We start from the raw sequence: 22,193 nt of genomic DNA, 5'->3' as shown, positions 1-22,193 counted from the left end.
CTTCTTCAACTTTCCGGCAACGCAAACACCTCACACGGCGAGGCAATGCCGCGCAGCCGGTGCATCCCAAGCGAAACCAGTGGCGTGTCCGTCGTCGCGGCGAGCGCTCCCGACACCAGCACGGTCTTGTCGAGCGGCTTGCACAGGCCCTCGAGCCGGCTGGCAAGATTGACGGCGGGACCGATCGCGGTGAAGTCCAGCCGATTGGCGGCACCGATATTGCCCCACAACATCTCGCCGAGATGAAGCGCCGCGCCGAACGACAGTGGTGGCAGGCCTTGAGCGCGGCGCTCCTCGTTGAGATGAGCCATGCCGGCCCGCGCCGCAGCTGCTGCGCGCAGAGCTGAATCGCAGGCGCGACGCGGCGAGGCGTCGATGACCGGAAAGATCGCGAACACGCCGTCGCCGATGAATTTCAGCACCTCGCCACCGAAGGCGTGAACGGCGCCCGCGATGCGATCGAACCAGGCGTCGAGCGCCGCGATGACGCCCGCAGGTGGCATGGTTTCCGACAAGGTGGTGAAGCCGCGCAGATCGGCATAGAGCAGCGCGGCCTGAATGGTCTCGCCGAGGTCGCGCCGCAACGGCGCGGCCAGCACCCGCTCGGCGCTGCGCTTGCCGAGATAGACTTCGAGCGCCGCCCGCAAGGTGGCGCGCGCCGCGAGCAATGCGAGCGGCGTCGCGGCAAAGCGCGCCGCCTGCCGCAATTGCTCGATCTCCGATGCCGTGAACGGTCGCGGCCCGATCCAGCCGAGCACGGGCCCGTCGGGCTGCCCCACGACGTCGTCGTGCACCTCGCCGCCGGGGAAATCCTTGAGCCAGCGGCGGCCGGCGTCGCGGGGCGGACCAGGTGAAAGTCCGGCGGGTGCGAAGCCAAGTGCTTCGATGACCTGGTCGCCATCCGCGCGCCACAGCCAGGTCCGCCGTGCGATCAGGGGATCGGGCACTTCCAGCGTCAGCGCGCCGGCCGAAAGCGGCACGTCATCGGCGAGCAGACGCGCGCCAAGTTCCGCAAGCAGGCGGTCGGCCCCCGCGACATCGGAGGCGGCATCGACAAGCCAGGCGAGCGTCGGTGTGAGCTGCATGGCCCGATGATGGCCAAGACGAGCCGGCTTTGTCACGGCCTATCCTTGACGGGCCGTCTCGGCGCCGCCATCTGCCAGTTCAGCCTTGGGATGGCGGCAGACTCGGGATGGCGGCAGGCTTGGGGTGGCAGAAGACTTGGGGTGGCAGAAGACTTGGGATGAGAGAAGATGACCGAGCAATTCGTCCTTCGACGCGAGACCCATATTGCGGCCCCGCGCGCCACGGTGTTCGCCTTCCTGACAGATCCTGACAAAATCCTGAACTGGATGGGCAGCGAGGCCGCCGCCGAGCCTCATGCCGGCGGGCTCTACCTCGTCAAGGGCATCGGCGCAGGTGGCAACACCGCCCGCGGAAGGTTCCGCGAGGTCGTTCCGGTGCATCGTCTCGCCTACAGTTTCGGCTGGGACAATGGCGAGGAGGTCCCGCCGGGATCGAGCCTGATCGAGATCGACCTGATCGAGCAGAACGGCGGCACCTTGTTGCGGATGACCCACAGCGGCCTGCCGAATGCGGCGCAGGTCGAAAGCCATGACAAGGGCTGGGCGCATTATCTGGGACGGCTGACCCTGGCGGCCGCAGGGCAAAACCCCGGTCCCGATCCGCGCAAGCCGCAGGGCAAGATGTAGCGGAGCCGGCTTACACCGCCGCGGTCGCGACCACCTGCGCCAGAAGCTGCTCGCGCCGCGCCTGCGAGCGCTGACCCTTCATGGTCGCGGCAAAGCGTTCGAGGATGCCATCCTCGAAGGCGGTGACGATGGTGTCGTGAACGTAGCTCTTGCGGCAGATCGCCGGCGTGTTGGAGAGCTTGTCGGCCGCGGCGCGGATTGCGTCCAGCACCTGCTTCTTGCGGCCCCGCTGGCTGGTCGCCGGCGTGATCCGCGACAGCGATTCGACGACGACGGCCGACGCCATCAGCGTACGAAAATCCTTCAGCGAGATCTTGATGCCGGCGATCTCGCGCAGGAATGCATTCACCTGCGTGGTGCTGACGGCGCGCACGACGCCGTAGGCGTCGCGGTACTGGAACATGCGCTTGCCGGGGACGCCGCGCAAGATGCCGATGGCACGCACCAGCTTGGCCGCGTCGCATTCCTTCCGCACCGCCTTGCCGCCCTTGGCCTTGAACGTCAGCACGAAGGAATCGTCCTCCAGCGTGACGTTGGACTTCAGCATCGTGGTAGCGCCGCGGGTGCCGTTGAGGCGGGCATAGGATTCGTTGCCGGGACGGATCGCGGTGCGCGCGATCAGCTCGATCACGGCCGAGAGCGCAAACTCGCGGGTCGGCTCGTCGCCCGACAGGAATGCCGAGACCTTGCGCCGGATTTTCGGCAGCGCGCCGACGAGCTTTTCGAGGCGATGCGCCTTGCGGTGCTCGCGGACCTTTTCCCAGTCGGCGTGATAGCGATATTGCAGCCGGCCCGCCGCATCGCGTCCCACCGCCTGGAGATGCGTGCTCGGATCGGCCGAGTAGCGCACCTCGCGATAGGCCGGGGGCACCGCCATGGCGTGCAGCCGGCGGATGATGCGGGCGTCGCGGATATGCGCGCCGTTGGGGCGGACGAAGGAATAGCCCTTGCCGCGCTTGATGCGGCGAATGGTGAGCTCGTTCTGGTCGCCGAGCCGCAGGCCCAGCTCCCTGGCGAGGGCCTCGACGGTCGCCGCGGGCGTCGAATCGAACAGCTTTTTCGGGCTCGGGCGGCCGGAAGCGGCCGGTTTGGGCCATTGTCCGAGGGCCTTGGCCAGCGCAATGGCAGCAGGATCGGCCGAAGCGGGCCGTATCGTCCCGAGATTCTGCTGATCCATCATAGTCTTAAGCCTTAGCCCTGTCTGTTATCGGTCAATGCCGCTGTTCTGATTTTCGTTCCAAGGGGTCTCTTTGGACCCGGGTTGGCCATTTAGGGTGTTCCGAACGGCATTGCGAGTCCCGAATCGGTGAGGGGCGGTCTCTAAATACCGTCGACGGACGCATGGGCGCTCTGCGCAGCCTATTCCGGAGATTTGGGTAAAGAGCCCAAGACCGGCCCCGGCCTGTTTCAGATTTGCGACAGCCCGCTCACAGAGCTTGATCCTCCGCATGGCCGGCCGCTCTCCGAAGGTCCAGCTTGTGCTCCTTGTCGGGTCCGGTTAGCCCGACGCATAATCGGTTCAACGATCAAGTCGGCTCGCCTCATCGCTTGGGCTCGGCCGACCGTATGTGGAGGGAAACATGTCCGAGAAGATCTACGACGTCCCCGCGGAATGGGCCAAGCGCGCCTGGGTCGATCAGGCCAAGTACAAGGACATGTACGCCCGCTCGATCTCGGACCCGAACGGTTTCTGGGCCGAACAGGCCAAGCGCGTCGACTGGATGCACGCGCCGACCAAGATCGAGAACGTCTCCTTCGCGCCCGGCAACATCTCGATCAAATGGTTCGAGGACGGCATTCTCAATGTCGCCCATAACTGCATCGACCGGCACTTGCACAAGCGCGCCAACCAGACCGCGATCATCTGGGAAGGCGATGATCCCTCGCAGTCCAAGCACATCACCTACAAGGAGCTGCACGACGAGGTCTGCCGGATGGCCAACATCCTGCGCACCCGCAACGTCAAGAAGGGCGATCGCGTCACGGTCTACCTGCCGATGATCCCGGAAGCGGCCTATGCGATGCTGGCCTGCGCACGAATCGGCGCGATCCACTCCGTGGTGTTCGCCGGCTTCTCGCCGGACTCACTTGCCCAGCGCATCAACGACTGCAAATCCAAGGTGATCATCACCGCGGACGAAGGCCTGCGCGGCGGCAAGAAGGTGCCGCTGAAGGCCAATGTCGACGCCGCCCTCGCCAAGGCCGACGGCGTCGACTGGGTCGTCGTGGTCAAGCGGACCGGCAGCAAGATCGACATGAATCCGACGCGCGACCTCTGGTATCACGAGGCGGCGGCGATGGTGACGACGGAGTGCCCGGTCGAGCACATGCATGCCGAGGACCCGCTGTTCATCCTCTACACGTCGGGCTCGACCGGCCAGCCCAAGGGCGTGCTGCACACCTCCGCCGGCTATCTCGTGTTCGCATCGATGACGCATCAATACGTCTTCGACTATCACGACGGCGACATCTACTGGTGCACCGCCGACGTCGGCTGGGTCACCGGCCACAGCTACATTCTGTACGGGCCGCTCGCCAACGGCGCGACCACCCTGATGTTCGAAGGCGTGCCGAATTATCCGGATAACTCTCGTTTTTGGAATGTGATCGACAAGCACAAGGTCAACATCTTCTACACCGCGCCGACCGCGATCCGCGCTCTGATGCAATCGGGCGACGAGCCCGTGACGAAGACCTCGCGCGCAAGCCTGCGCCTGCTCGGTTCGGTCGGCGAGCCGATCAATCCGGAAGCCTGGGAATGGTATCACCGCGTCGTCGGCGACGACCGCTGCCCGATCGTCGACACCTGGTGGCAGACCGAGACCGGCGGCATTCTGATCACGCCGCTGCCGGGCGCGACCAAGCTCAAGCCGGGCTCGGCGACGCAGCCGTTCTTCGGCGTCGTGCCTGAAATCGTCGATGCCGACGGCAAGGTGCTGGAAGGTGAGACCACCGGCAATCTTTGTCTCACCCGCTCCTGGCCGGGCCAGATGCGCACGGTCTATGGCGACCACGCCCGCTTCGAGCAGACCTATTTCTCGACCTACAAGGGCAAATATTTCACCGGCGACGGCTGCCGCCGCGACGCCGACGGCTATTACTGGATCACCGGCCGCGTCGACGACGTCATCAACGTCTCCGGCCACCGCATGGGCACGGCCGAAGTCGAGAGCGCGCTGGTCGCGCACGAGAAGGTCTCGGAGGCCGCCGTGGTCGGCTTCCCGCACGACATCAAGGGCCAGGGCATCTACGCCTATGTCACCCTGATGGCCGGCGTCGAGCCGACCGACGACCTGCGCAAGGAGCTCGTCACCTGGGTGCGGAAGGAGATCGGCCCGATCGCCTCGCCCGACCAGATCCAGTTCGCCCCTAGCCTGCCCAAGACCCGCTCCGGCAAGATCATGCGCCGCATCCTGCGCAAGATCGCCGAGGACGAGCCGGGCAGCCTGGGCGACACCTCGACGCTGGCCGATCCGGCCGTGGTCGATGACCTCGTCAAGAACCGGCAGAACAAGAAGTCGGCTTAAGGCAGGCCCTCGTGCCCCGAACGCAGCGCAGCGCTTCTTCAGCGGTGCGCTGCAGAGCGGGGGCCCATCCAGCCACGTGCAAAGAACTGGGTCCCGGCTCTGCGCCGCGTCACTTCGTGCCGCGCCTTGTCCGGGACACGCGAGCGGGCGTCGCGCCGCCCCTCCTAAAACAACAGCCGTGCACACCTTCACGCACTTGTCAGGGCGCGCCCGGCCGCTCCCGCATCTTTCCCGGCGAGTGTTGTTTTCAAGTCATTTACTTTGTTTCGAACATTTCCTTTGTTCCCCCTGCTGGCTGGCCCTTGGCGGCGGCGCGTGGAAACCATCCGGTTAATAGGCGCGGTTAAGAATGTCTGGGCAAGCCGGCGATTGCCGGGTTTGCGTCATTTTTGGACGGTTCGTTTTGGGGCAGGGGGAAGCATCGATGTCGATGAAGATTGCGATGGCGCTGGCAGCCACGTTCGGGGCAGGGGTCTTGATTTCGACGGCGGCCGAGGCACGGCCGGAAATGGTGGGGACGCACGTCGCCAACTTTTCGCCCGGCACCATCGTGGTCAAAACCAACGAGCGCCGGCTCTATCTCATTCTCGATGACGGCCACGCGGTGCGTTACCCGGTCGGCGTCGGCAAGTCCGGCAAGCAGTGGGCCGGAACCACCCGCATCGACGGCAAGTATCGTAATCCGGCCTGGTCGCCGCCCGCCGAGGTGAAGCGCGACAAGCCGAGCATCCCCGACGTCATTCCCGGCGGCTCGCCGCGCAACCCGATGGGCGTCGCCGCGATGACACTGGCCGGTGGCGAATATGCCATCCACGGCACCAACGTGCCGGGCTCGGTCGGCGGGTTCGTCTCCTATGGCTGCATCCGCATGCTCAACGACGACATCACCGATCTCTACAGCCGTGTCTCCGTCGGCACGACGGTGGTCGTGACGCGCTGATCGCAAGGACCAGATCAGGACCGCGGAAGCCGCGTCGAGTGACGCGGCTTTTTCGTTACCAGAAACGCCAGCCGCGAGCGCACCAGCCATCGCGATGACCGCCATTGTAGCTGCGGGCGTAACCGCCCGCGAGCAGCGCGGCCGAGACGTTGGGCGTGCGCCTGGTTGCGACGTCGGCGAGGACGCGCCCGTATTTTTCGGACCCGAGATTGTAGATCGTGACGCCACCCTGGCCGAGCAAACCGCGCAGCGCGTCGGTCGCCGCTTCGGCCTTGTCCAGTTCTTGCTGGCACGACGCTTTCATCTCGGGCGCATCGATGCCACGCAGCCGAACGCGCGCGACAAGATCGCGGCCGTCGGGCTGGTGCACGCGGGCGAGAAAGGTGTCGCCGTCGATGGTGCGGATCACGTCGACCGGCTGGCGCGTGTCAGGATTGCCTGACTGCTGAAGGATGATCTCGGCATCACGCGATTGACCATCGGCATGATACGGCAGAGGCCAGTTCGTCCCGTGCCGGAAGGTGAGCACGACAGCCACCGCTATGCCGACCACGAACATCCACGGCAACAGCCCCGAGAAACGGCGGCCGAACGGCGAGCCGCCATACGAAGGCCGATAGGGATGACCGGGGTCGAAGCGCGACATCCGCGCAAGCTATGGCTGAGTCGGCCAGGCCGGCAAGAGAGCGAGAGCGTCAGAAGTCCGAGGCGATGCCTTTGCGCTCCCAGTCGCCGTAGCGCGTCGGCTCGGGTCCTTTCGGCCCCTGCAATTCTTTCGCCCTGCTGTCGTCCCTGGCATGAGCCAGAGCGGCCTGACGGCGCGCCTCGGCCTCGGCCAGCGCGCGCCGCGCGGCCGGAGGCAGCGGCTTGCGATCGGAAGGGGTTGGCTGGTCACTCATCGCCGGGTTTCCTAGCGCAGGATCGTCACAGGCGCGACGTCCAACAACGCATTGCTGAAATGGCGGCGAAGGGCTGAAAACGCCAGAGGCCATTCTTACATTTGGCATATTCGCGTGCCACATGTTCAGGTCTTAAGGCATGCGCCCATCGCGGCGGAACTGCCGCTCGCACAGAACCTTGCTTCCGCATGCCATCTCAACGTTTCGCCCCTCCGTCCGAAGTTCCCGGTCTCGCGGCGCGACGGATCGCTGCCGACATCGTCGACGGCGTGCTGCACAAGCGCCGCACGCTCGACGACCAGCTCGACGGCGCCGGCGCCCATCCCGGACTGAAGACGCTCGCCGACCGTGACCGCGCGCTGATGCGGCGGCTGGTCGCGACCATCCTGCGCCGGCTCGGCACGCTCGGCCATGTGCTGTCACGGCTGCTCGACAAGGGCATTCCCTCCGATGCGCCGCGCGCGCAGAGCGCGCTCCTGATCGGCGCCGCCCAGATCCTCTGGATGGATGTGCCCGATCACGCCGCGGTCGATCTCTCGGTTCGCCTGGTGCAATCCGACCGGCGCGCGGCGCGCTATGCCGGCCTCGTCAATGCCGTGCTGCGCCGTTGCGCGCGCGAGGGCAAGGCGCTGGTCGACGAGGTCGCCACGCAGTCGCTGGACCTGCCGCCCTGGCTGCTGGCGCGCTGGAGCGCCCATTACGGCGAGACAGTCGCAAGGGACATGGCGCTCGCACTCGGCCACGAACCTTCGCTCGATCTGACCGTGAAGCAGGACGCCGAGCAATGGGCAAGCCGGCTGCACGGCGAGGTGCTGCCGACCGGATCGGTACGCACGCTGCTGCACGGCGCGGTGACCATGCTGCCCGGCTTCACCGAAGGACAATGGTGGGTGCAGGACGCTGCCGCAGCACTGCCGGCCCGGCTGTTCGGCGACATCAAGGGTAAATCCATCGCCGATCTCTGTGCGGCGCCCGGAGGCAAGACCGCGCAACTGGCGCAGGCCGGCGCGCATGTCACGGCAATCGACCGCTCGCCCGCCCGGGTGGCGCGCCTGCGCGAGAATCTCACACGGTTGTCGCTCCAGGCCGAGACTGTCGTCGCTGACGCTGTGGAGTGGGCGGGCCCGGCAAACGGATTCGACGGGATTTTGATCGACGCACCCTGCACGTCGACCGGCACCATCCGTCGCCATCCCGACGTGGCCTGGCTCCGGCAGGAACCCGACATCGCCGGCTTGACCGCGCTCCAGCAGCGGCTGCTGAAGAAATCCGTCTCGCTGCTCAAGCCCGGCGGTACGCTGGTCTACTGCACCTGTTCGCTGGAACCCGAAGAGAGCGAGCAGGCAATCGCGACGCTGCTGGCTGCGGAGCCTGCGCTTCGCCGCGTGCCGATCGAAGCGACTGAGGTCTTTGGGCTCAGCGAGATCGTCACCGCCGACGGTGATCTCCGCACCCTGCCGAGCCACCTGCCGCACGCCGACCCGAAGCTCGGCGGGCTCGACGGATTTTTCGCAGCCCGGCTCGTTAAATCCTGATTTTGCACCGGTTTTTGCTGCCACGGCGCTGATTCGCGGCCTTTCAAGGTGGTGTCAGCCGACCGATTTTGGGATTAATAAGGATTCGTCGGAATCCTCTCCCCCTTCAAGGCAAGGCGTGTCGGTCGCTCAACGCAGACGTATCTCGACGCTGGTGATGAACCGCTTCGCGCGGAACATGCTCGCGCGCGCGAGCGGCGGTTCCGTTGCGTTGTCGCGGGTGTGGCCCGGCCGGACCGACCGTCTGATCATCGCCCCGCATGACCTGCGCACCGCGGATGCGACGCGCGCCGCCGAGATCTATGCCGGGCGCTTCGTCTTCGCCGGCAAGATCGTCAATTGCCACGGCCGCTCGATCTTCGATCTCGATCCGCCCTCGGAGGATTGGGAGGTCGCGCTGCTCGGCTTCGGCTGGCTGCGACACTTGCGCGCCGCCGACACCGCGCTGACACGGGCCAATGCGCGTGCGCTGGTCGAGGACTGGATTTCCAATCCCGCCAACAAGCGCCGTCCGGTCGCCCGCCGCGCCGATGTGCTGGCGCGGCGCGTGATCTCGCTGCTGTCGCAGGCGCCGCTGGTGCTCAACGACACCGACAACAAATTCTACCGCCGTTATCTGCGCGCGCTCGGCCGCGAGATCCGCTTGCTGCGCTACACGATGGTCGACATTCCCGACGGCGTGCCAAAACTCCAGGTGCTGATCGCGCTGTGCTACACGACGCTCTGCCTCGCCAACCAGGCGAGCCATATCCGCAGCGCGTCGAAAAAACTCTCCGACGAATTGCAGCGGCAGATCCTGCCCGACGGCGGGCACATCTCGCGCAATCCCGGCGCGCTGATCGAGCTCCTGATCGACTTGCTGCCGCTGCGACAGACCTTTGCGGCACGCAACATCGCGCCGCCGCCGGCGCTGCTCAACGCGATCGATCGTATGATGCCGATGCTGCGCTTCTTCCGGCATGGCGACGGCAATTTCGCGCTGTTCAACGGCATGAGCGCGACGCCCTCGGACCTGCTCGCGACGCTGCTCGCCTATGACGACGCGCATGGCGCGCCGATGGCGAACATGCCGCATACCGGTTTCCAGCGCCTCGACGCCGGCCAGACCACGCTGATCATCGACACCGGCCCGCCGCCGCCGGCCGGCGTCAGCCATGACGCCCATGCCGGATGCCTGTCGTTCGAACTGTCCTCAGGGATCAGCCGCATCGTCACCAATTGCGGCATGCCGACCACCGGCCGCGACAATTGGCGGCCGTTCGCGCGCGGCACGGCGGCGCATTCGACGCTGACCTATCACGACACCTCGTCGTGCCAGTTCGTCGAAATGTCGGCGATGAAGCGGCTATTGCACGGCGCGCCCATCACCAACGGCCCCGCCGACGTCGAGAGTTATCGCGAGGTCGTCGAGGGCGGCACGCTGCTCACGGCCTCGCATGACGGCTATCTCGCAAAGTTCGGCGTGATCCATCGCCGCGTGCTGATGATCGCCAATGACGGCGCGCGGATCGACGGCGAGGATACGCTGTCGCCGCCGCAAGGCGCGCGCCTGAAGGGCGCCGATGCCGATTTCGCGCTGCGCTTCCATCTGCATCCGGCGGTGAAGGCGAGCCGGCTGTCGGATGCGCGCGGCGTCATGCTGGTGCTGCCCAACCGCGACGTCTGGACCTTCGAAGCCCTGGACGACAAGGTCGACCTCGAGGACAGCGTGTTCCTCGCCGGCAATGACGGCCCCCGCCGCACCGCGCAGATCGTGATCCGGCAGGATGCGCGCCAGGCGCCCTCGATCCGCTGGAGTTTTGTCCGTTCCAGCGCCTCGCCCTCCGTGACCAATGCCCGGCGTAACGCGCGGCGCGAGCCGGAACTTCCGCTGTAGACGCGCGCGATTCGGCCCTATCTGATCGTTGTGAAAGCCGCCAAAAGCTGCTATCGAGCGCTCGTTCGCGCGACTGGCGACCTTGGATGGAGCACCATCGGGAAGCGCGACACATATCAGCCGCGCGCCTGGGCATAGACACTCCTAAGACAGAGGATCTTGCTCATGACTGACCATCCCCGCCGCGTCACCCGTGCCCTTCTTTCCGTTTCCGACAAAACCGGCCTGATCGAGTTCGCCAAGGCGCTCGCCGCCCATGATGTCGAACTGGTCTCGACCGGTGGCACTGCCAAAGCGATCGCCGCAGCCGGCCTCAAGGTGAAGGACGTGTCCGAGCTGACCGGCTTCCCCGAGATGATGGACGGCCGCGTCAAGACGCTGCATCCGAAAGTGCATGGCGGCCTGCTCGCCATCCGCGACAACAAGGATCACGCGGAGGCGATGAAGTCGCACGGCATCGCGCCGATCGATCTCCTTGTCGTCAATCTCTATCCGTTCGAGGCGACCGTCGATAAAGGCGCGGGCTTCGAGGATTGCATCGAGAATATCGACATCGGTGGCCCCGCGATGATCCGCGCCGCCGCCAAGAACAATGACGACGTCGCCGTCGTGGTCGAGGCCGACGATTACAAGGCCGTACTCGACGAGCTCGCCGCCAACAAGGGCGCGACCACGCTGAAACTGCGCCGGCGTCTCGCCGCCAAGGCCTATGCGCGCACCGCGGCCTATGATGCTGCGATCTCGAACTGGTTCAACCGCCAGCTCGAGATCGACGCGCCCGATTTCCGCGCCTTCGGCGGCAAGCTGATCCAGTCGCTGCGCTACGGCGAGAACCCGCACCAGACCGCGGCGTTCTATGCGACCCCGGACAAGCGGCCGGGCGTTTCGACGGCGCGGCAGCTCCAGGGCAAGGAGCTCTCCTACAACAACATCAACGATACCGATGCGGCCTATGAATGCATCGGCGAGTTCGACGCCAAGCGCACCGCGGCCTGCGTCATCGTCAAGCACGCCAATCCCTGCGGCGTCGCGGAGGGCTCGAACCTCGTCGACGCCTATCGCAAGGCGCTCGCCTGCGATTCCACCTCGGCCTTCGGCGGCATCATCGCGATGAACCGACCGCTCGACGCCGACACCGCGCGCGAAATCACAAAAATCTTCACCGAGGTGATCATCGCGCCGGATGCGAGCGAAGAGGCGATCGCCATCATCGGCGCGCGCAAGAATCTCCGTCTGCTGCTCGCCGGCAGCCTGCCCGACCCGCGCGCGCCGGGCCTCACCGCAAAGACGGTGGCGGGCGGCCTTCTGGTGCAGAGCCGCGACAACGCCGTGGTCGACGACATGACGTTCAAGGTCGTGACCAAGCGCGCGCCGACGGACGCAGAGATGCGCGACCTGAAGTTCGCGTTCCGGGTGGCAAAGCACGTCAAGTCGAACACCATCATCTACGCCAGGGATCTCGCCACCGTCGGCATCGGCGCGGGCCAGATGAGCCGGGTGGATTCAGCGCGAATCGCGGCACGCAAGGCGCAGGATGCGGCCAATGAGCTGAAGCTCGCCGAGCCGCTGACCAAGGGCTCGGTGGTGGCGTCGGATGCGTTCTTCCCGTTCGCCGACGGCATGCTCGCCTGCATCGAAGCCGGCGCCACCGCCGTGGTGCAGCCCGGCGGCTCGATGCGCGACGACGAGGTGATCAAGGCCGCCGACGAGCACGGCATCGCCATGGTGTTCACGGGGACGCGGCACTTCAGGCACTAAGCGATCTGCGTAGCGCGGATGGAGCGGAAGCGAAATCCGGGTCTCGCATCCTGGCAACGGTGGCCCCGGATTGCGCTTCGCTCCGTCCGGGCTACGAATTACTCCCGCACGCGCATCAGCAGCGCGAACCCCGTGACGAAAAACACCACCAGCACGGCCATGCCGGCCTTCTGGCTTGCCGTTGCCGCCGTGATCACACCGATCAGCAGCGGACCGATGAAGGACGTCACCTTTCCGGTCAGCGCGAACAGACCAAAATACTGCGCGATGCGATCCTTTGGCGCGAGACGGATCAATAGCGTCCGCGAGGCGGCCTGAAGCGGGCCACCGGCCGCACCGATCAGGCAGCCCAGCACGATATAGGCACGCTCCGCAGCGCTCGCGAACAGCGCGCCGCCCGGCTCGGGCGGCGCGACCTTGACGAACAGCACGCTGTCCTTGTCGACGAGAAGGATCGCCGCCACCGAGAGCAGCAGGATCAGCATGCTGCCGGCGATGACGCGCTGCGGCCCGATGAAATCGTCGAGCTTGCCGCCGAGCCAGGCACCGAACGTGCCAGCGATGGCGAGGATGATTCCGAACGTGCCGATCTGGATCGTGTGCCAGCCGAACGTGCCGGCGGCATAGATGCCGCCGAAGGCGAACAGCGAGACCAAGCCGTCGGTGTAGATCATGTTGGCGAGCAGAAATGCCGCGAGCGATTTCTGCTGCGGCAGATCCTTCAGCGATTGCTTCAGATCGGCGAGCCCCTCATGCAGCGCCTCGCGCACCGGGCGCTTTGCCGGATAGTCCGGCGTGAACAGGAACATCGGCGTCACAAAGATGATGAACCACAGCCCGGTCAAGGGTCCTGCGGCGCGGTCGCCCTGGTGAGTTGCGGGATCGAGCCCAAATAGCGGCGTGAAGCCGAGCAGCGTGCGGCCGGTCTCGGGATTGGCGGCGAGGAAGCCGAGCACGATGATCAGGCTGACGATGCCGCCGATGTAACCGGTGGCCCAGCCGGTGCCGGAGAGCCGGCCGATCCGCTCCGGCGGCACCAGGGTGGGCATCATCGCATTGTTGAAGACGGTCGCGAATTCAGCGCCGACGCTGGCGAGCGCGACCGCCATGAGCAGCGGCGGAATGATGGCGTGGTCGCCGGGCTTGCCGATCCACAGCGCGCAGGAGGCCACCACCAGCAACGCGCCGAAGGCGGCGATCCAGGGCTTGCGGCGGCCCGAAGCATCGGCGATGGCGCCGAGCACCGGCGACAGCAATGCGATCGCCATGCCGGCTGCCGCCATTGCAAAGCCCCACAGCGATTGGCCGGTGGCGGGGTCCGGCGCAATGCTGGTGGCGAAATAGGGCGCAAACACGAAGGTCGTGATCAGCGTGAAATAGGGCTGCGCGGCCCAGTCGAAGAATATCCAGCTGATGACAGCGGCACGCGGCGGATAGGTCCGCTGCGCGCCGGCCATGCGCGCATCCGGGGCGATCGTCGTCATCACGCAGTCCTCATCACAAACAGTTTTGCCTGTCTTAGCGCAAACCGTATAGCATTGCGGCGACACGTGTGAACTGGCCTAAAGCCACGACGGAAATTTGATGATGTCGTCATTTTCGACACGGCGAATTTTTTTCGCGATCATCGCCACCCTGGCGTTTGGTCTTACATCCGCGACCGCGCAGGATGCGCGACGGCTATATGTCCCTCCCGCACTCGACACGGTCCACGCCGTTTCCGCCGAGCATGGCATGGTGGTGGCGCAGGAGAAGATTTCTGCGCGAGTGGGCGCCGATATCCTGCGGCGCGGCGGCAATGCGGTCGATGCCGCGGTCGCGACCGGCTATGCCATGGCAGTGACCTATCCGCGTGCCGGCAATATCGGCGGCGGCGGCTTCATGGTGATCCACTCAGCCGAGCGCAACGAGGACATCGCGATCGACTATCGCGAGACCGCGCCGGCTGCGACCACGCCGCAAATCTTCCTTGGGCCCGACGGCAAGCCCGATGCCGCCAAGTCGCGCGATTCCGCGCTCGGCATCGGCGTGCCCGGCACGGTCGCAGGCCTTGCGCTCGCGCTGGAGAAATACGGCTCGGGCCATTTCACGCTGGCGCAACTGCTCGAGCCCGCGATCACGCTGGCCCGCGATGGATTTATCGTCGGCGACGATATCGCCGATACCCTGCCCGGCTGGTCTTCGCGGCTGGCACGCTGGCCATCGTCAGCCAAAATCTTCGCAAAGCCCGATGGCACGCCGCTCGGTGAAGGCGACAGGCTGGTGCAGAGCGATCTCGCCGACACGCTGGCGAGCATCGCCGCGCAAGGCCCGCGCGGCTTTTATGAGGGCCCGGTCGCGGAGAAACTCGCCAAGGCGGTGTCGGACGCCGGCGGCATCATGACGCCGGCCGATCTAAAAGCCTATCAGGCGGTGATCCGCGCGCCGGTGCACGGCACCTATCGCGGCTACGACATTGTCTCAATGCCGCTGCCGTCCTCGGGCGGCGTGGTGCTGGTGGAAACGCTCAATATCCTCGAAGGTTTTCAACTTGGCGATTTGAAGCAGGGTTCGCCGGCCTCATTGCATCTACTGATCGAAGCCATGAAACGCGCCTATGCCGACCGCGCGCGCTATCTCGGCGATCCCGCTTTCGTCAACGCACCGATCGATAGGCTCACGGCGAAGGACTATGCGAGCAGGCTTCGGGCGGGCATCTCCACGGAGCACGCCACGCCGTCGAAAGATCTTGTTGCCGCCGCGACTTCGCCGCGCGAAGGCAGCAACACCACGCATTACTCCGTCGTGGACAGCAGCGGCAACGCCGTCAGCAACACCTATACGCTGAACTTCAGCTACGGCGTCGGCATGGTCGCCGAGGGCACCGGCGTGCTGCTCAACAACGAGCTCGACGATTTCACCGCCGCGGTCGGCGCCTCCAATGCCTACGGTCTCGTCGGCTACGAGGCAAACTTGCCCGGTCCCGGCAAGCGGCCGCTGTCGTCGATGTCGCCGACCATCGTGCTCAGGGACGGCAAGCCGGTGCTGGTGACGGGTTCGCCCGGCGGCAGCCGCATCATCTCGACCGTGCTCCAGGTCATCGTCAACGTGCTCGACTACAAGATGGATGTTGCGGCCGCCGTTGCCGCGCCGCGGCTGCATCACCAATGGCTGCCGGACGAGGTGCGTGTCGAGCGCGGCTTTCCTGATGATGTGCTGTTCGGGCTGAAGGCGATGGACCATCTCATCGTCGAGCCGATGGGACAGACCTCCGCCAATTCGATTCTCGTGACGCCGAACGGCCCGCTCGGCGCGCCTGATCCACGCTCGCGCGGCGCGGAAGCAGCGGGGCAGTAACTAGCGTCCGACCTGATACGGTCCGCCCTTCTCCAGCGCTCTCGCATAGGCTGGCCGCGCATGAATGCGTTCCAGGAACGCCATCGCCTTGGGATGGCCCTGCTCGAGGCCGCCGCGCGCCTGTGCCGCTTCGAGCGGAAAGCTCATCTGGATATCGGCCGCGGTGAACTCGTTGCCGGCGAACCACTCGCTCTTGCCGAGCTCGCCTTCCCAATAATCCATGTGCTGCTTCAGCTGCGGATTGACCAGCGTCGTCAGCGCCTGGTTCGAGACCTTGCGCACCAGCGGGCGGAGCAGGGCCGGCGCACGCTTCGGCATCAGCGTGAACAGCAGCTTCAGCAGCAGCGGCGACATCGCGGAGCCTTCCGCATAATGCAGCCAATAGGTGAAGCGCAGCCGCTCCGGCGTGTTCGGCGGCGGGATCAGCCGGCCGTTGCCGTAGGTCGCAATCAGATATTCGATGATCGCGCCGGACTCGGCGATGGTGTTGCCGTTGTCGGTGATGACAGGCGACTTGCCGAGCGGATGGATGGCGCGTAGCTCCTTCGGCGCGCGCATGTCCGGCTGACGCTGATAGCGCACGATCTCGTAGGGCACGCCCAACTCTTCGAGCAGCCACAGCACCCGCTGCGAGCGGGAATTGTTGAGATGGTGGACGGTCAGCATCGGCGGGATCCCCAGGGTCGGCGTGGTCAGTTGGCCGCGTACGTGCCAGCCCGGAAGCGCGATGTCGAGCCATCCGCACGGATATTTTCGCCCGGGTATATTGACGTCGAGAATTTACCCGGGTATTAAATGGCCGTCGTCACCAGGATGGCAATGATTCCAATGCAAAAGACTTTTACCGCCTTTCAAGGTCAGCACCGCATGGCGTCCGGGCCGGCAGGCGAGGTCGCGCTGGTGGTCAAGCGGATGGCATCGCGGCCGGATGAGCCCATCATCATCTTCGAGGACGCCACGGGCCGGTCGATCGACTTCGATCTGCGCGGCGGGGATCGCGAGGTGCTGGCGCGGCTGGCGAAGCTGATCCCGCCCCCGGTCGAGGAGACCGCAGCACCGAGCGAGCCGCGCGGCCGCGGCCGGCCGAAACTCGGCGTGGTCGCGCGCGAGGTGACGCTGCTGCCGCGGCACTGGGAATGGCTCAACGCGCAACCGGGCGGTGCATCGGTCGCGCTGCGAAAGCTCGTCGACGAGGCGCGGCGCGCCAGCGGCGACAAGGACCGCGAGCGGCAGGCGCGCGAGGCGGCCTATCACTTCATGTCGACCATGGCCGGCAATCTGCCGCAGTTCGAGGAAGCCTCGCGCGCGCTGTTTGCGGATGACCGGCGCCGCTTCTCCGGACTGATCGCCGACTGGCCCACTGATGTCCGCGACCACATCGTCAAGCTCGCCTACAGCGACCGCGCGTAGGCGCAGCTCTTTATCTCAACCCCATCGACGGCCGAGCCGCGCGTGCGTCGCGCGACAACGGCGTCGCACGTCCTGCTGAAAGGTAACTCATGTCCGTCGCCAAGCCGCTCTGGAAAAGCTTCCTTCGCTTCCTCGCACCGTTGATGCTGAGCAACGCGCTGCAATCGCTGTTCGGCACCGTCAGCAATGTCTATCTCGGTCAGATGATCGGCGTCGACGCGCTTGCGGCGGTTTCCGCGTTCTACCCGGTGATGTTCTTCCTGTTCGCCTTCGTCATGGGCCTGAGCACCGGCGCCACCGTGCTGATTGGACAAGCCTTTGGCGCGGGCCAGCACAACAGGATCAAGATCATAGTGGGAACGACGCTCTCAGTCGGTCTCCTGCTCTCGATTTCAGCCGCACTCGCCGGTGGGATCTTCGGCCGGCAATTGATGATGGCGCTCGCGACGCCCGCCGACATTCTCGACCAAGCCAGCGCCTATGCCCGCATCATACTCCTGACCATGCCGCTCGGCTTCGTCTTCCTGCTAATGACGGCGATGATCCGTGGCGTCGGCGACGCCGTGACACCGCTGCTGGCGCTGGCATTGTCGACGGCCATCGGCCTGATCCTGACGCCGATGCTGATCCACGGCGTATTCGGACTGCCGGCGTTCGGTATCACCAGCCCGGCATGGGCCGCTGCAATCTCCAACGCAGTAACGCTGCTCGCGCTCGCTGCCTATCTGCTGCGAAAGAAGCACGCGCTCGCACCGGACCCTGCGCTGCTGCGTCATCTGCGGCTCAACCGCGCTGTGATCGGACAGATCCTCGGCATCGGCTTGCCGAGCGCAATCGGCATGGTGGTGATGGCGATCGCCGAGCTGGTGCTGCTTGGCCTCGTCAACGGCTTTGGATCCGAGGCGACCGCCGCCTATGGCGCCGTCAACCAGGTGATGGGCTACACGCAGTTCACGGCGATGTCGATTTCGATCGCGGTCTCGATCCTCGGCGCGCAGGCCGTGGGCGGCGGGGACCGGGCCCGGCTCGACAGCATCGTGCGGACCGGCGTCGCGTTCAACTTCGTCCTGACCGGCGGGCTTGTCGCATTGATCTATCTCGCGCCGCGCGCCGTGCTCGGCATCTTCATCACCGACGGCACCGTGCTCGATCTGGCGAAGGGACTGCTCACGATCGCCTTGTGGAGCTCGGTGCCGTTCGGCCTGGCCACGGTATTTTCGGGCGCCATGCGCGCCGCCGGCGTGGCGCTGACGCCGATGTTGCTGTCGATCTTTGCCATCGTCGCGATCGAGTTGCCCGCCGCCGTAATCCTCAGCCGCACAATCGGCCTCGAGGGCGTATGGGCCGCCTATCCGATCGTGTTCTGCGCCATGTTCCTTTTGCAGATGGGCTATTACCTCCTGGTGTGGCGCAAGCGCGCGATCCGCCGCATGGTCTGATCATCGAAGTATTATGACCGTCATTAAACGGTGGACCTGTGGCGTGCCCTGCGCCACAATGTGAGAAAAGCGATGTCAGGGAGAACGATTTTGACCCGCACAGCCCCGCAATTCCTGTTCGATTTCGGCAGCCCGAACGCCTATCTCAGCCATCTGGCGATCCCGGCGATCGAACAGCGGATCGGCGTCAAGTTCGACTATGTTCCGATCCTGCTCGGCGGCATCTTCAAGTCGACCAACAACAAATCGCCGGCCGAGACACTTGCCGGCATCAGGAACAAGCGCGAATTCCATGCGGTCGAGACCGAGCGCTTCGTCAAGCGCTTCAACGTCCAGCCTTACGTCATGAATCCCTTCTTCCCCGTCAACACGCTGAACCTGATGCGCACGGCGATCGCGGCGCAGCTCGAAGGCGTGTTGGAGAAATATGTCGACGCCGCCTTCCACCACATGTGGCGCGAGCCGAAGAAGATGGACGATCCGGAAGTGGCAGCGAAGGCGCTGACGTCCTCCGGCCTCGACGCCCAAAAGCTGTTCGCCCGCGCCCAGGAGCCCGAGGTCAAGGGCAAGCTGATCAAGAACACCGAAGAGGCGGTCGCCCGCGGCGCGTTCGGCTCGCCGACCTTCTTTGTCGGCAACGAGATGTTTTTCGGCAAGGAGCAGCTGCGCGAGGTCGAGGAGATGGTGTCGGGAAAGTGAAGCGAGCGAATGGTGAGTAGCGAATAGCGAGTGGAAATTGCGCTTACTATTCGCTACGCCCTATTCGCCATTCGCCAGAAATAAAAGCGGAGTTCTGCAATGCGTATCCTCGTGGTCGGCGCCGGCGCCATCGGCGGCTATTTTGGTGGCAGGCTGTTGCAGGCCGGGCGCGACGTCACCTTTCTGGTCCGGCCGCGCCGCGCCGGCGAGCTCGCGAGCGCCGGCCTCGTCATCAAGAGCCCGAATGGCGATGTGACGCTGAACAATCCGCCGACCGTTCAGGCCGACGCGCTCAAGGACAAATTCGACGTCGTGCTGCTGAGCTGCAAGGCGTTCGACCTCGACGACGCCATCAAGTCGTTTGCCGCGGCGGTCGGGCCGAACACGGCGATCATTCCGATGCTGAACGGCATGAAGCATCTGGACACGCTGGATGCCAGGTTCGGCAAGGAGCGCGTGCTCGGCGGTCTCTGCGCCATCGCCGCGACCCTGAATGAGAAGCGCGAGGTGGTGCAGCTCCAGCCGATGCAGTCGATCAATTACGGCGAGCGCGACGGAAAGTTGTCGGATCGGGTCAAGGCGATCGACGAGGCCTTCAAGAGCGGCATCAATGGCGCCGCCGCCAGCCAGAACATCATGCAGGACATGTGGGAGAAGTGGGTGTTCCTGTCCTCGCTCGCGGCATCCACCAGCCTGATGCGCACCTCCGTCGGCAACATCTTGGCCGCACCCGGCGGCAGGGATTTTCTGCTCGGCATGCTCGACGAGACCAGCGCGATCGCCACAGCGTCCGGCTACACGCCGGGTGGCCCGTTCTTCGAACGCGTCAAGGGCATGCTCACCACCGAAGGCTCGCCGATGACGGCCTCGATGTTCCGCGACATCAAGGCGGGCCTGCCGGTCGAGGCCGATCACGTGATCGGCGACCTCATTGCACGCGGCGATGCGGCCAAGGTGCCGGTGCCGAAGCTGCGCATCGCCTACACGCATCTGAAGGCGTATGAGAAGCAGCGGGTGGGCTGATCCGCATTCCGCTGTCGTCCCGGACAAGCACGCCTCAAGCGCGCGCAGATCCGGGACGACAGCGGAGTTTGCCGCTACTGCAAATGCGCGAGATAGTGCGCGAGCGCGGTGATCTCTTCCTCGCTCAGGCCATATGCGACATCCGCCATCGCGGCAACGCCGCCGCCGACGCGCTGGCTGGTCTTGTAGTCGTGCAGCGCCTTCACGAGATATTCCTCGCGCTGACCAGCGAGACGCGCGACCGCTTTGGTGCCGGCAAAGTTATCCAGATGGCATGACGCGCAGCGGCGGCCGGCGGCGGCCTGCGCGCCTTTCTTCGAGAGATCCGGGTCATTGTCCTCCGCGCCCTTCGGCGGCGTCAGCGAGGCGAAGTAGGCGCCGAGATTGCGGATGTCCTCGTTGCTGATCTCCTCGACGATCGGCTGCATCTGCTCGTTCTTGCGCGAGCCGGCGCGGAAGAACACGAGCTGCCACTGGATGTACTGGTCCGGCTGGCCCGCGATCGAGGGGATGTTCTCGGTCTGCGAGATGCCGTTGTCGCCATGACAGCCGGCGCAGATTTCGGCCTTGGCCTTGCCGGCGGCAACATCGGCGGCGCTTGCGGGAAGGGAGCCGAACGTGAGAAGCGCAACCGCGCCCATTGCGTGCGAGATGAAGAGCCGGCGCATGATGGGAATTCCAAATCCAAGACTTCAACGAAAGAGGCTGCGGTCGCCTCGCTGGCCACCGCAGCCTCGTGTCGTCTGCGCTACTTCTTGCTGTAGCTGATGCGATAGATCGCGCCGGCCCAGTCGTCGGCGACGAGGATCGAGCCGTCCTTGGCGAGGATGATGTCGTCGGGACGGCCGAGATAGCCCTGGTCACCCTCGATCCAGCCGGAGGCGAACACCTCCTTCTTGGCATTCTTGCCATCGGGCCCGACGATCACACGCGTGATGTTGCCGCCCTGGTACTTGTGACGATTCCAGGAGCCGTGCTCGGCGATCAGGATGTTGTTCTTGTACTCGGCGGGGAACTGGTCGCCGGTATAGAACTTCATGCCGAGCGGAGCGACGTGGGCGCCGAGATTCAGCACGGGCGGCGTGAACTCGGAGCATTTGTGGCCCATCGCGAACTTCGGATCGGGCAGGTCGCCCTGGTGGCAGTAGGGATAACCGAAATGCTCGCCGATCTTCGAGATCATGTTGAGCTTGTCGCTCGGCAGATCGTCGCTGATCCAGTCGCGGGCGTTCTCGGTGAACCAGTATTTTCCGGTGCGCGGATCGACGTCGCCGCCGACCGAGTTGCGGACGCCGAGCGCATAGACTTCGGCGTTGCCGGTTTTGGGATCGACGCGCCGGATCTGCGAGACGCTGGTCGGGGGGATGCCGACATTGAAGGGCGGTCCGAACGGAATGTAGAACCAGCCTTCCTTGTCGGCCGCGAGGTACTTCCAGCCATGCGCGGCATAGGACGGCATGTCGTCATAGACGACCTTGCCGTCGCCGAGCTTGTCCAGATTGGCTTCGGCATTGTCGTAGCGGATCAGCTTGTCGACCGCGATGACGTAGAGCGCGCCGTCCTTGAAGGCGAGACCGGTGGGCATGTTCAGCCCCTTGAGGATGGTCTTGACCTCCTTCTTCCCGCCATTGTCGGTGATGGCATAGACGTTGCCGAGGCCGAACGAGCCGACGAACAGCGTGCCCTTGTCACCCCAGGCCATCTGCCGCGCGGCGAGCACGCCAGGCGCATAGACCTCGATCTTGAAGCCCGGCGGCAGCTTGATCTTCTTCATCATCGCCGCGAGCTCGGCCTCCGACGCGCCGGTCGGCGGACCCGAGGGCGGCGCCAGACCCTTCTGCGCTTCGGTCTCGTCGCCTAGGAACCAATCATCCGGCGGATGGGTCCAGAATTCCTTGGTGCCGGATTCGTATTTCTTCAGCGCTCGGTTCTTGTCCTGCTGTTGCGCATTGGCGACGCTTGTCCCCGCAACAAGGGCAACCGCTGCAAGCGCCAGGACGGATTGAAATACGGATTGATGGAATTTCATCGCGTCACTC

19 protein-coding genes and 1 riboswitch are annotated in these 22,193 nt (G+C 65.3%); of the genes, 11 read left to right on the top strand and 8 right to left on the bottom strand.

Going from position 1 to position 22,193, the window contains the following annotated elements; all coding sequences use genetic code 11:
• Nucleotides 1-5 precede the first annotated feature (5 nt).
• The gene (locus IC761_RS01310; protein ID WP_195804515.1) at nt 6-1,085 is read right to left on the bottom strand and encodes an adenylate/guanylate cyclase domain-containing protein; all 1,080 of its coding nucleotides are present in this window, start codon (nt 1,083-1,085) and stop codon (nt 6-8) included.
• Between the two features lie 168 nt (nt 1,086-1,253).
• On the opposite strand from IC761_RS01310, the gene IC761_RS01305 reads away from it, so the two are divergent.
• Entirely contained in the window at nt 1,254-1,712 is a 459-nt protein-coding gene (locus IC761_RS01305; protein WP_195801521.1) for an SRPBCC family protein, read from the top strand.
• A gap of 10 nt (nt 1,713-1,722) precedes the next feature.
• Here the strand turns inward: IC761_RS01305 and IC761_RS01300 are convergent, their stop codons facing one another.
• On the bottom strand, nt 1,723-2,892 hold the full coding sequence (locus tag IC761_RS01300; protein WP_195801520.1) for a DNA topoisomerase IB: 1,170 nt from the start codon (nt 2,890-2,892) through the stop codon (nt 1,723-1,725).
• A gap of 400 nt (nt 2,893-3,292) precedes the next feature.
• Between IC761_RS01300 and acs the strand changes: the two genes are divergently transcribed.
• Complete coding sequence (gene acs, locus IC761_RS01295) at nt 3,293-5,239, top strand: acetate--CoA ligase (protein WP_195801519.1); 1,947 nt, start codon at nt 3,293-3,295, stop codon at nt 5,237-5,239.
• Between the two features lie 424 nt (nt 5,240-5,663).
• Complete coding sequence (locus IC761_RS01290) at nt 5,664-6,179, top strand: L,D-transpeptidase (RefSeq protein WP_195801518.1); 516 nt, start codon at nt 5,664-5,666, stop codon at nt 6,177-6,179.
• 55 nt (nt 6,180-6,234) lie between these two features.
• On the opposite strand, the gene IC761_RS01285 is transcribed toward IC761_RS01290, so the two are convergent.
• Together IC761_RS01285 and IC761_RS01280 are read right to left on the bottom strand one after the other, a co-directional pair.
• On the bottom strand, nt 6,235-6,825 hold the full coding sequence (locus IC761_RS01285) for a thermonuclease family protein (protein WP_195801517.1): 591 nt from the start codon (nt 6,823-6,825) through the stop codon (nt 6,235-6,237).
• Between the two features lie 49 nt (nt 6,826-6,874).
• The gene (locus IC761_RS01280; RefSeq protein ID WP_195801516.1) at nt 6,875-7,078 is read right to left on the bottom strand and encodes a DUF1674 domain-containing protein; all 204 of its coding nucleotides are present in this window, start codon (nt 7,076-7,078) and stop codon (nt 6,875-6,877) included.
• Nucleotides 7,079-7,266: 188 nt separating this feature from the next.
• Here IC761_RS01280 and IC761_RS01275 point away from each other — a divergent pair, with 188 nt between their 5' ends.
• The 3 genes from IC761_RS01275 (at nt 7,267) to purH (ending at nt 12,247) form a co-directional block, all read left to right on the top strand.
• Nucleotides 7,267-8,613 carry an RsmB/NOP family class I SAM-dependent RNA methyltransferase gene (locus tag IC761_RS01275; protein WP_195801515.1) on the top strand — a complete coding sequence of 449 codons (1,347 nt, stop codon included), beginning with the start codon at nt 7,267-7,269 and terminating at the stop codon, nt 8,611-8,613.
• Between the two features lie 157 nt (nt 8,614-8,770).
• Nucleotides 8,771-10,489, top strand: coding sequence for a heparinase II/III family protein (locus tag IC761_RS01270; RefSeq protein WP_195804514.1), 1,719 nt, complete (start codon nt 8,771-8,773; stop codon nt 10,487-10,489).
• A 59-nt stretch (nt 10,490-10,548) separates the two neighbouring features.
• Nucleotides 10,549-10,630: riboswitch (ZMP/ZTP riboswitch) on the top strand.
• A gap of 24 nt (nt 10,631-10,654) precedes the next feature.
• Complete coding sequence (gene purH, locus IC761_RS01265) at nt 10,655-12,247, top strand: bifunctional phosphoribosylaminoimidazolecarboxamide formyltransferase/IMP cyclohydrolase (protein WP_195801514.1); 1,593 nt, start codon at nt 10,655-10,657, stop codon at nt 12,245-12,247.
• 98 nt (nt 12,248-12,345) lie between these two features.
• Here purH and IC761_RS01260 read toward each other — a convergent pair whose 3' ends face one another.
• Complete coding sequence (locus IC761_RS01260) at nt 12,346-13,731, bottom strand: MFS transporter (protein WP_195801513.1); 1,386 nt, start codon at nt 13,729-13,731, stop codon at nt 12,346-12,348.
• A gap of 100 nt (nt 13,732-13,831) precedes the next feature.
• Here IC761_RS01260 and ggt point away from each other — a divergent pair, with 100 nt between their 5' ends.
• The gene (gene ggt, locus IC761_RS01255) at nt 13,832-15,583 is read left to right on the top strand and encodes a gamma-glutamyltransferase (protein ID WP_195801512.1); all 1,752 of its coding nucleotides are present in this window, start codon (nt 13,832-13,834) and stop codon (nt 15,581-15,583) included.
• Here ggt and IC761_RS01250 read toward each other — a convergent pair whose 3' ends face one another.
• Entirely contained in the window at nt 15,584-16,249 is a 666-nt protein-coding gene (locus tag IC761_RS01250; RefSeq protein ID WP_195801511.1) for a glutathione S-transferase family protein, read from the bottom strand.
• A 147-nt stretch (nt 16,250-16,396) separates the two neighbouring features.
• Here IC761_RS01250 and IC761_RS01245 point away from each other — a divergent pair, with 147 nt between their 5' ends.
• From IC761_RS01245 to panE, 4 genes are all read left to right on the top strand, one after another.
• A complete protein-coding gene (locus IC761_RS01245; protein WP_195801510.1) occupies nt 16,397-16,993 on the top strand; it encodes a DUF2239 family protein in 597 nt (198 codons plus the stop codon).
• Nucleotides 16,994-17,082: 89 nt separating this feature from the next.
• The gene (locus tag IC761_RS01240) at nt 17,083-18,432 is read left to right on the top strand and encodes an MATE family efflux transporter (RefSeq protein ID WP_195801509.1); all 1,350 of its coding nucleotides are present in this window, start codon (nt 17,083-17,085) and stop codon (nt 18,430-18,432) included.
• 90 nt (nt 18,433-18,522) lie between these two features.
• A complete protein-coding gene (locus IC761_RS01235) occupies nt 18,523-19,131 on the top strand; it encodes a 2-hydroxychromene-2-carboxylate isomerase (protein WP_195801508.1) in 609 nt (202 codons plus the stop codon).
• Between the two features lie 99 nt (nt 19,132-19,230).
• Nucleotides 19,231-20,154, top strand: coding sequence for a 2-dehydropantoate 2-reductase (gene panE / locus IC761_RS01230; protein ID WP_195801507.1), 924 nt, complete (start codon nt 19,231-19,233; stop codon nt 20,152-20,154).
• A gap of 74 nt (nt 20,155-20,228) precedes the next feature.
• Here panE and IC761_RS01225 read toward each other — a convergent pair whose 3' ends face one another.
• Together IC761_RS01225 and IC761_RS01220 are read right to left on the bottom strand one after the other, a co-directional pair.
• Complete coding sequence (locus tag IC761_RS01225; protein WP_195801506.1) at nt 20,229-20,822, bottom strand: c-type cytochrome; 594 nt, start codon at nt 20,820-20,822, stop codon at nt 20,229-20,231.
• An 80-nt stretch (nt 20,823-20,902) separates the two neighbouring features.
• Nucleotides 20,903-22,183: a PQQ-dependent sugar dehydrogenase gene (locus IC761_RS01220; RefSeq protein WP_195801505.1), complete on the bottom strand. Its 1,281-nt coding sequence runs from the start codon at nt 22,181-22,183 to the stop codon at nt 20,903-20,905.
• Nucleotides 22,184-22,193 lie beyond the last annotated feature (10 nt).

Source organism: Bradyrhizobium commune (genome assembly GCF_015624505.1).
Lineage (GTDB): Bacteria > Pseudomonadota > Alphaproteobacteria > Rhizobiales > Xanthobacteraceae > Bradyrhizobium > Bradyrhizobium commune.
This window is presented reverse-complemented; position numbering and strand designations above follow the sequence as displayed.

Bases quoted from the DNA above. Each gene is read 5' to 3' on its own strand.
- purH (WP_195801514.1), top strand. From the start codon at position 10,655: ATGACTGACCATCCCCGCCGCGTCACCCGTGCCCTTCTTTCCGTTTCC.
- IC761_RS01305 (WP_195801521.1), top strand. From the start codon at position 1,254: ATGACCGAGCAATTCGTCCTTCGACGCGAGACCCATATTGCGGCCCCG.
- IC761_RS01250 (WP_195801511.1), bottom strand. From the start codon at position 16,249: ATGCTGACCGTCCACCATCTCAACAATTCCCGCTCGCAGCGGGTGCTG.
- IC761_RS01220 (WP_195801505.1), bottom strand. From the start codon at position 22,183: ATGAAATTCCATCAATCCGTATTTCAATCCGTCCTGGCGCTTGCAGCG.
- IC761_RS01300 (WP_195801520.1), bottom strand. From the start codon at position 2,892: ATGATGGATCAGCAGAATCTCGGGACGATACGGCCCGCTTCGGCCGAT.
- IC761_RS01310 (WP_195804515.1), bottom strand. From the start codon at position 1,085: ATGCAGCTCACACCGACGCTCGCCTGGCTTGTCGATGCCGCCTCCGAT.
- acs (WP_195801519.1), top strand. From the start codon at position 3,293: ATGTCCGAGAAGATCTACGACGTCCCCGCGGAATGGGCCAAGCGCGCC.
- IC761_RS01245 (WP_195801510.1), top strand. From the start codon at position 16,397: ATGGCAATGATTCCAATGCAAAAGACTTTTACCGCCTTTCAAGGTCAG.
- IC761_RS01240 (WP_195801509.1), top strand. From the start codon at position 17,083: ATGTCCGTCGCCAAGCCGCTCTGGAAAAGCTTCCTTCGCTTCCTCGCA.
- ggt (WP_195801512.1), top strand. From the start codon at position 13,832: ATGATGTCGTCATTTTCGACACGGCGAATTTTTTTCGCGATCATCGCC.
- IC761_RS01285 (WP_195801517.1), bottom strand. From the start codon at position 6,825: ATGTCGCGCTTCGACCCCGGTCATCCCTATCGGCCTTCGTATGGCGGC.
- panE (WP_195801507.1), top strand. From the start codon at position 19,231: ATGCGTATCCTCGTGGTCGGCGCCGGCGCCATCGGCGGCTATTTTGGT.
- IC761_RS01280 (WP_195801516.1), bottom strand. From the start codon at position 7,078: ATGAGTGACCAGCCAACCCCTTCCGATCGCAAGCCGCTGCCTCCGGCC.
- IC761_RS01225 (WP_195801506.1), bottom strand. From the start codon at position 20,822: ATGCGCCGGCTCTTCATCTCGCACGCAATGGGCGCGGTTGCGCTTCTC.
- IC761_RS01270 (WP_195804514.1), top strand. From the start codon at position 8,771: ATGAACCGCTTCGCGCGGAACATGCTCGCGCGCGCGAGCGGCGGTTCC.
- IC761_RS01290 (WP_195801518.1), top strand. From the start codon at position 5,664: ATGTCGATGAAGATTGCGATGGCGCTGGCAGCCACGTTCGGGGCAGGG.
- IC761_RS01260 (WP_195801513.1), bottom strand. From the start codon at position 13,731: ATGACGACGATCGCCCCGGATGCGCGCATGGCCGGCGCGCAGCGGACC.
- IC761_RS01275 (WP_195801515.1), top strand. From the start codon at position 7,267: ATGCCATCTCAACGTTTCGCCCCTCCGTCCGAAGTTCCCGGTCTCGCG.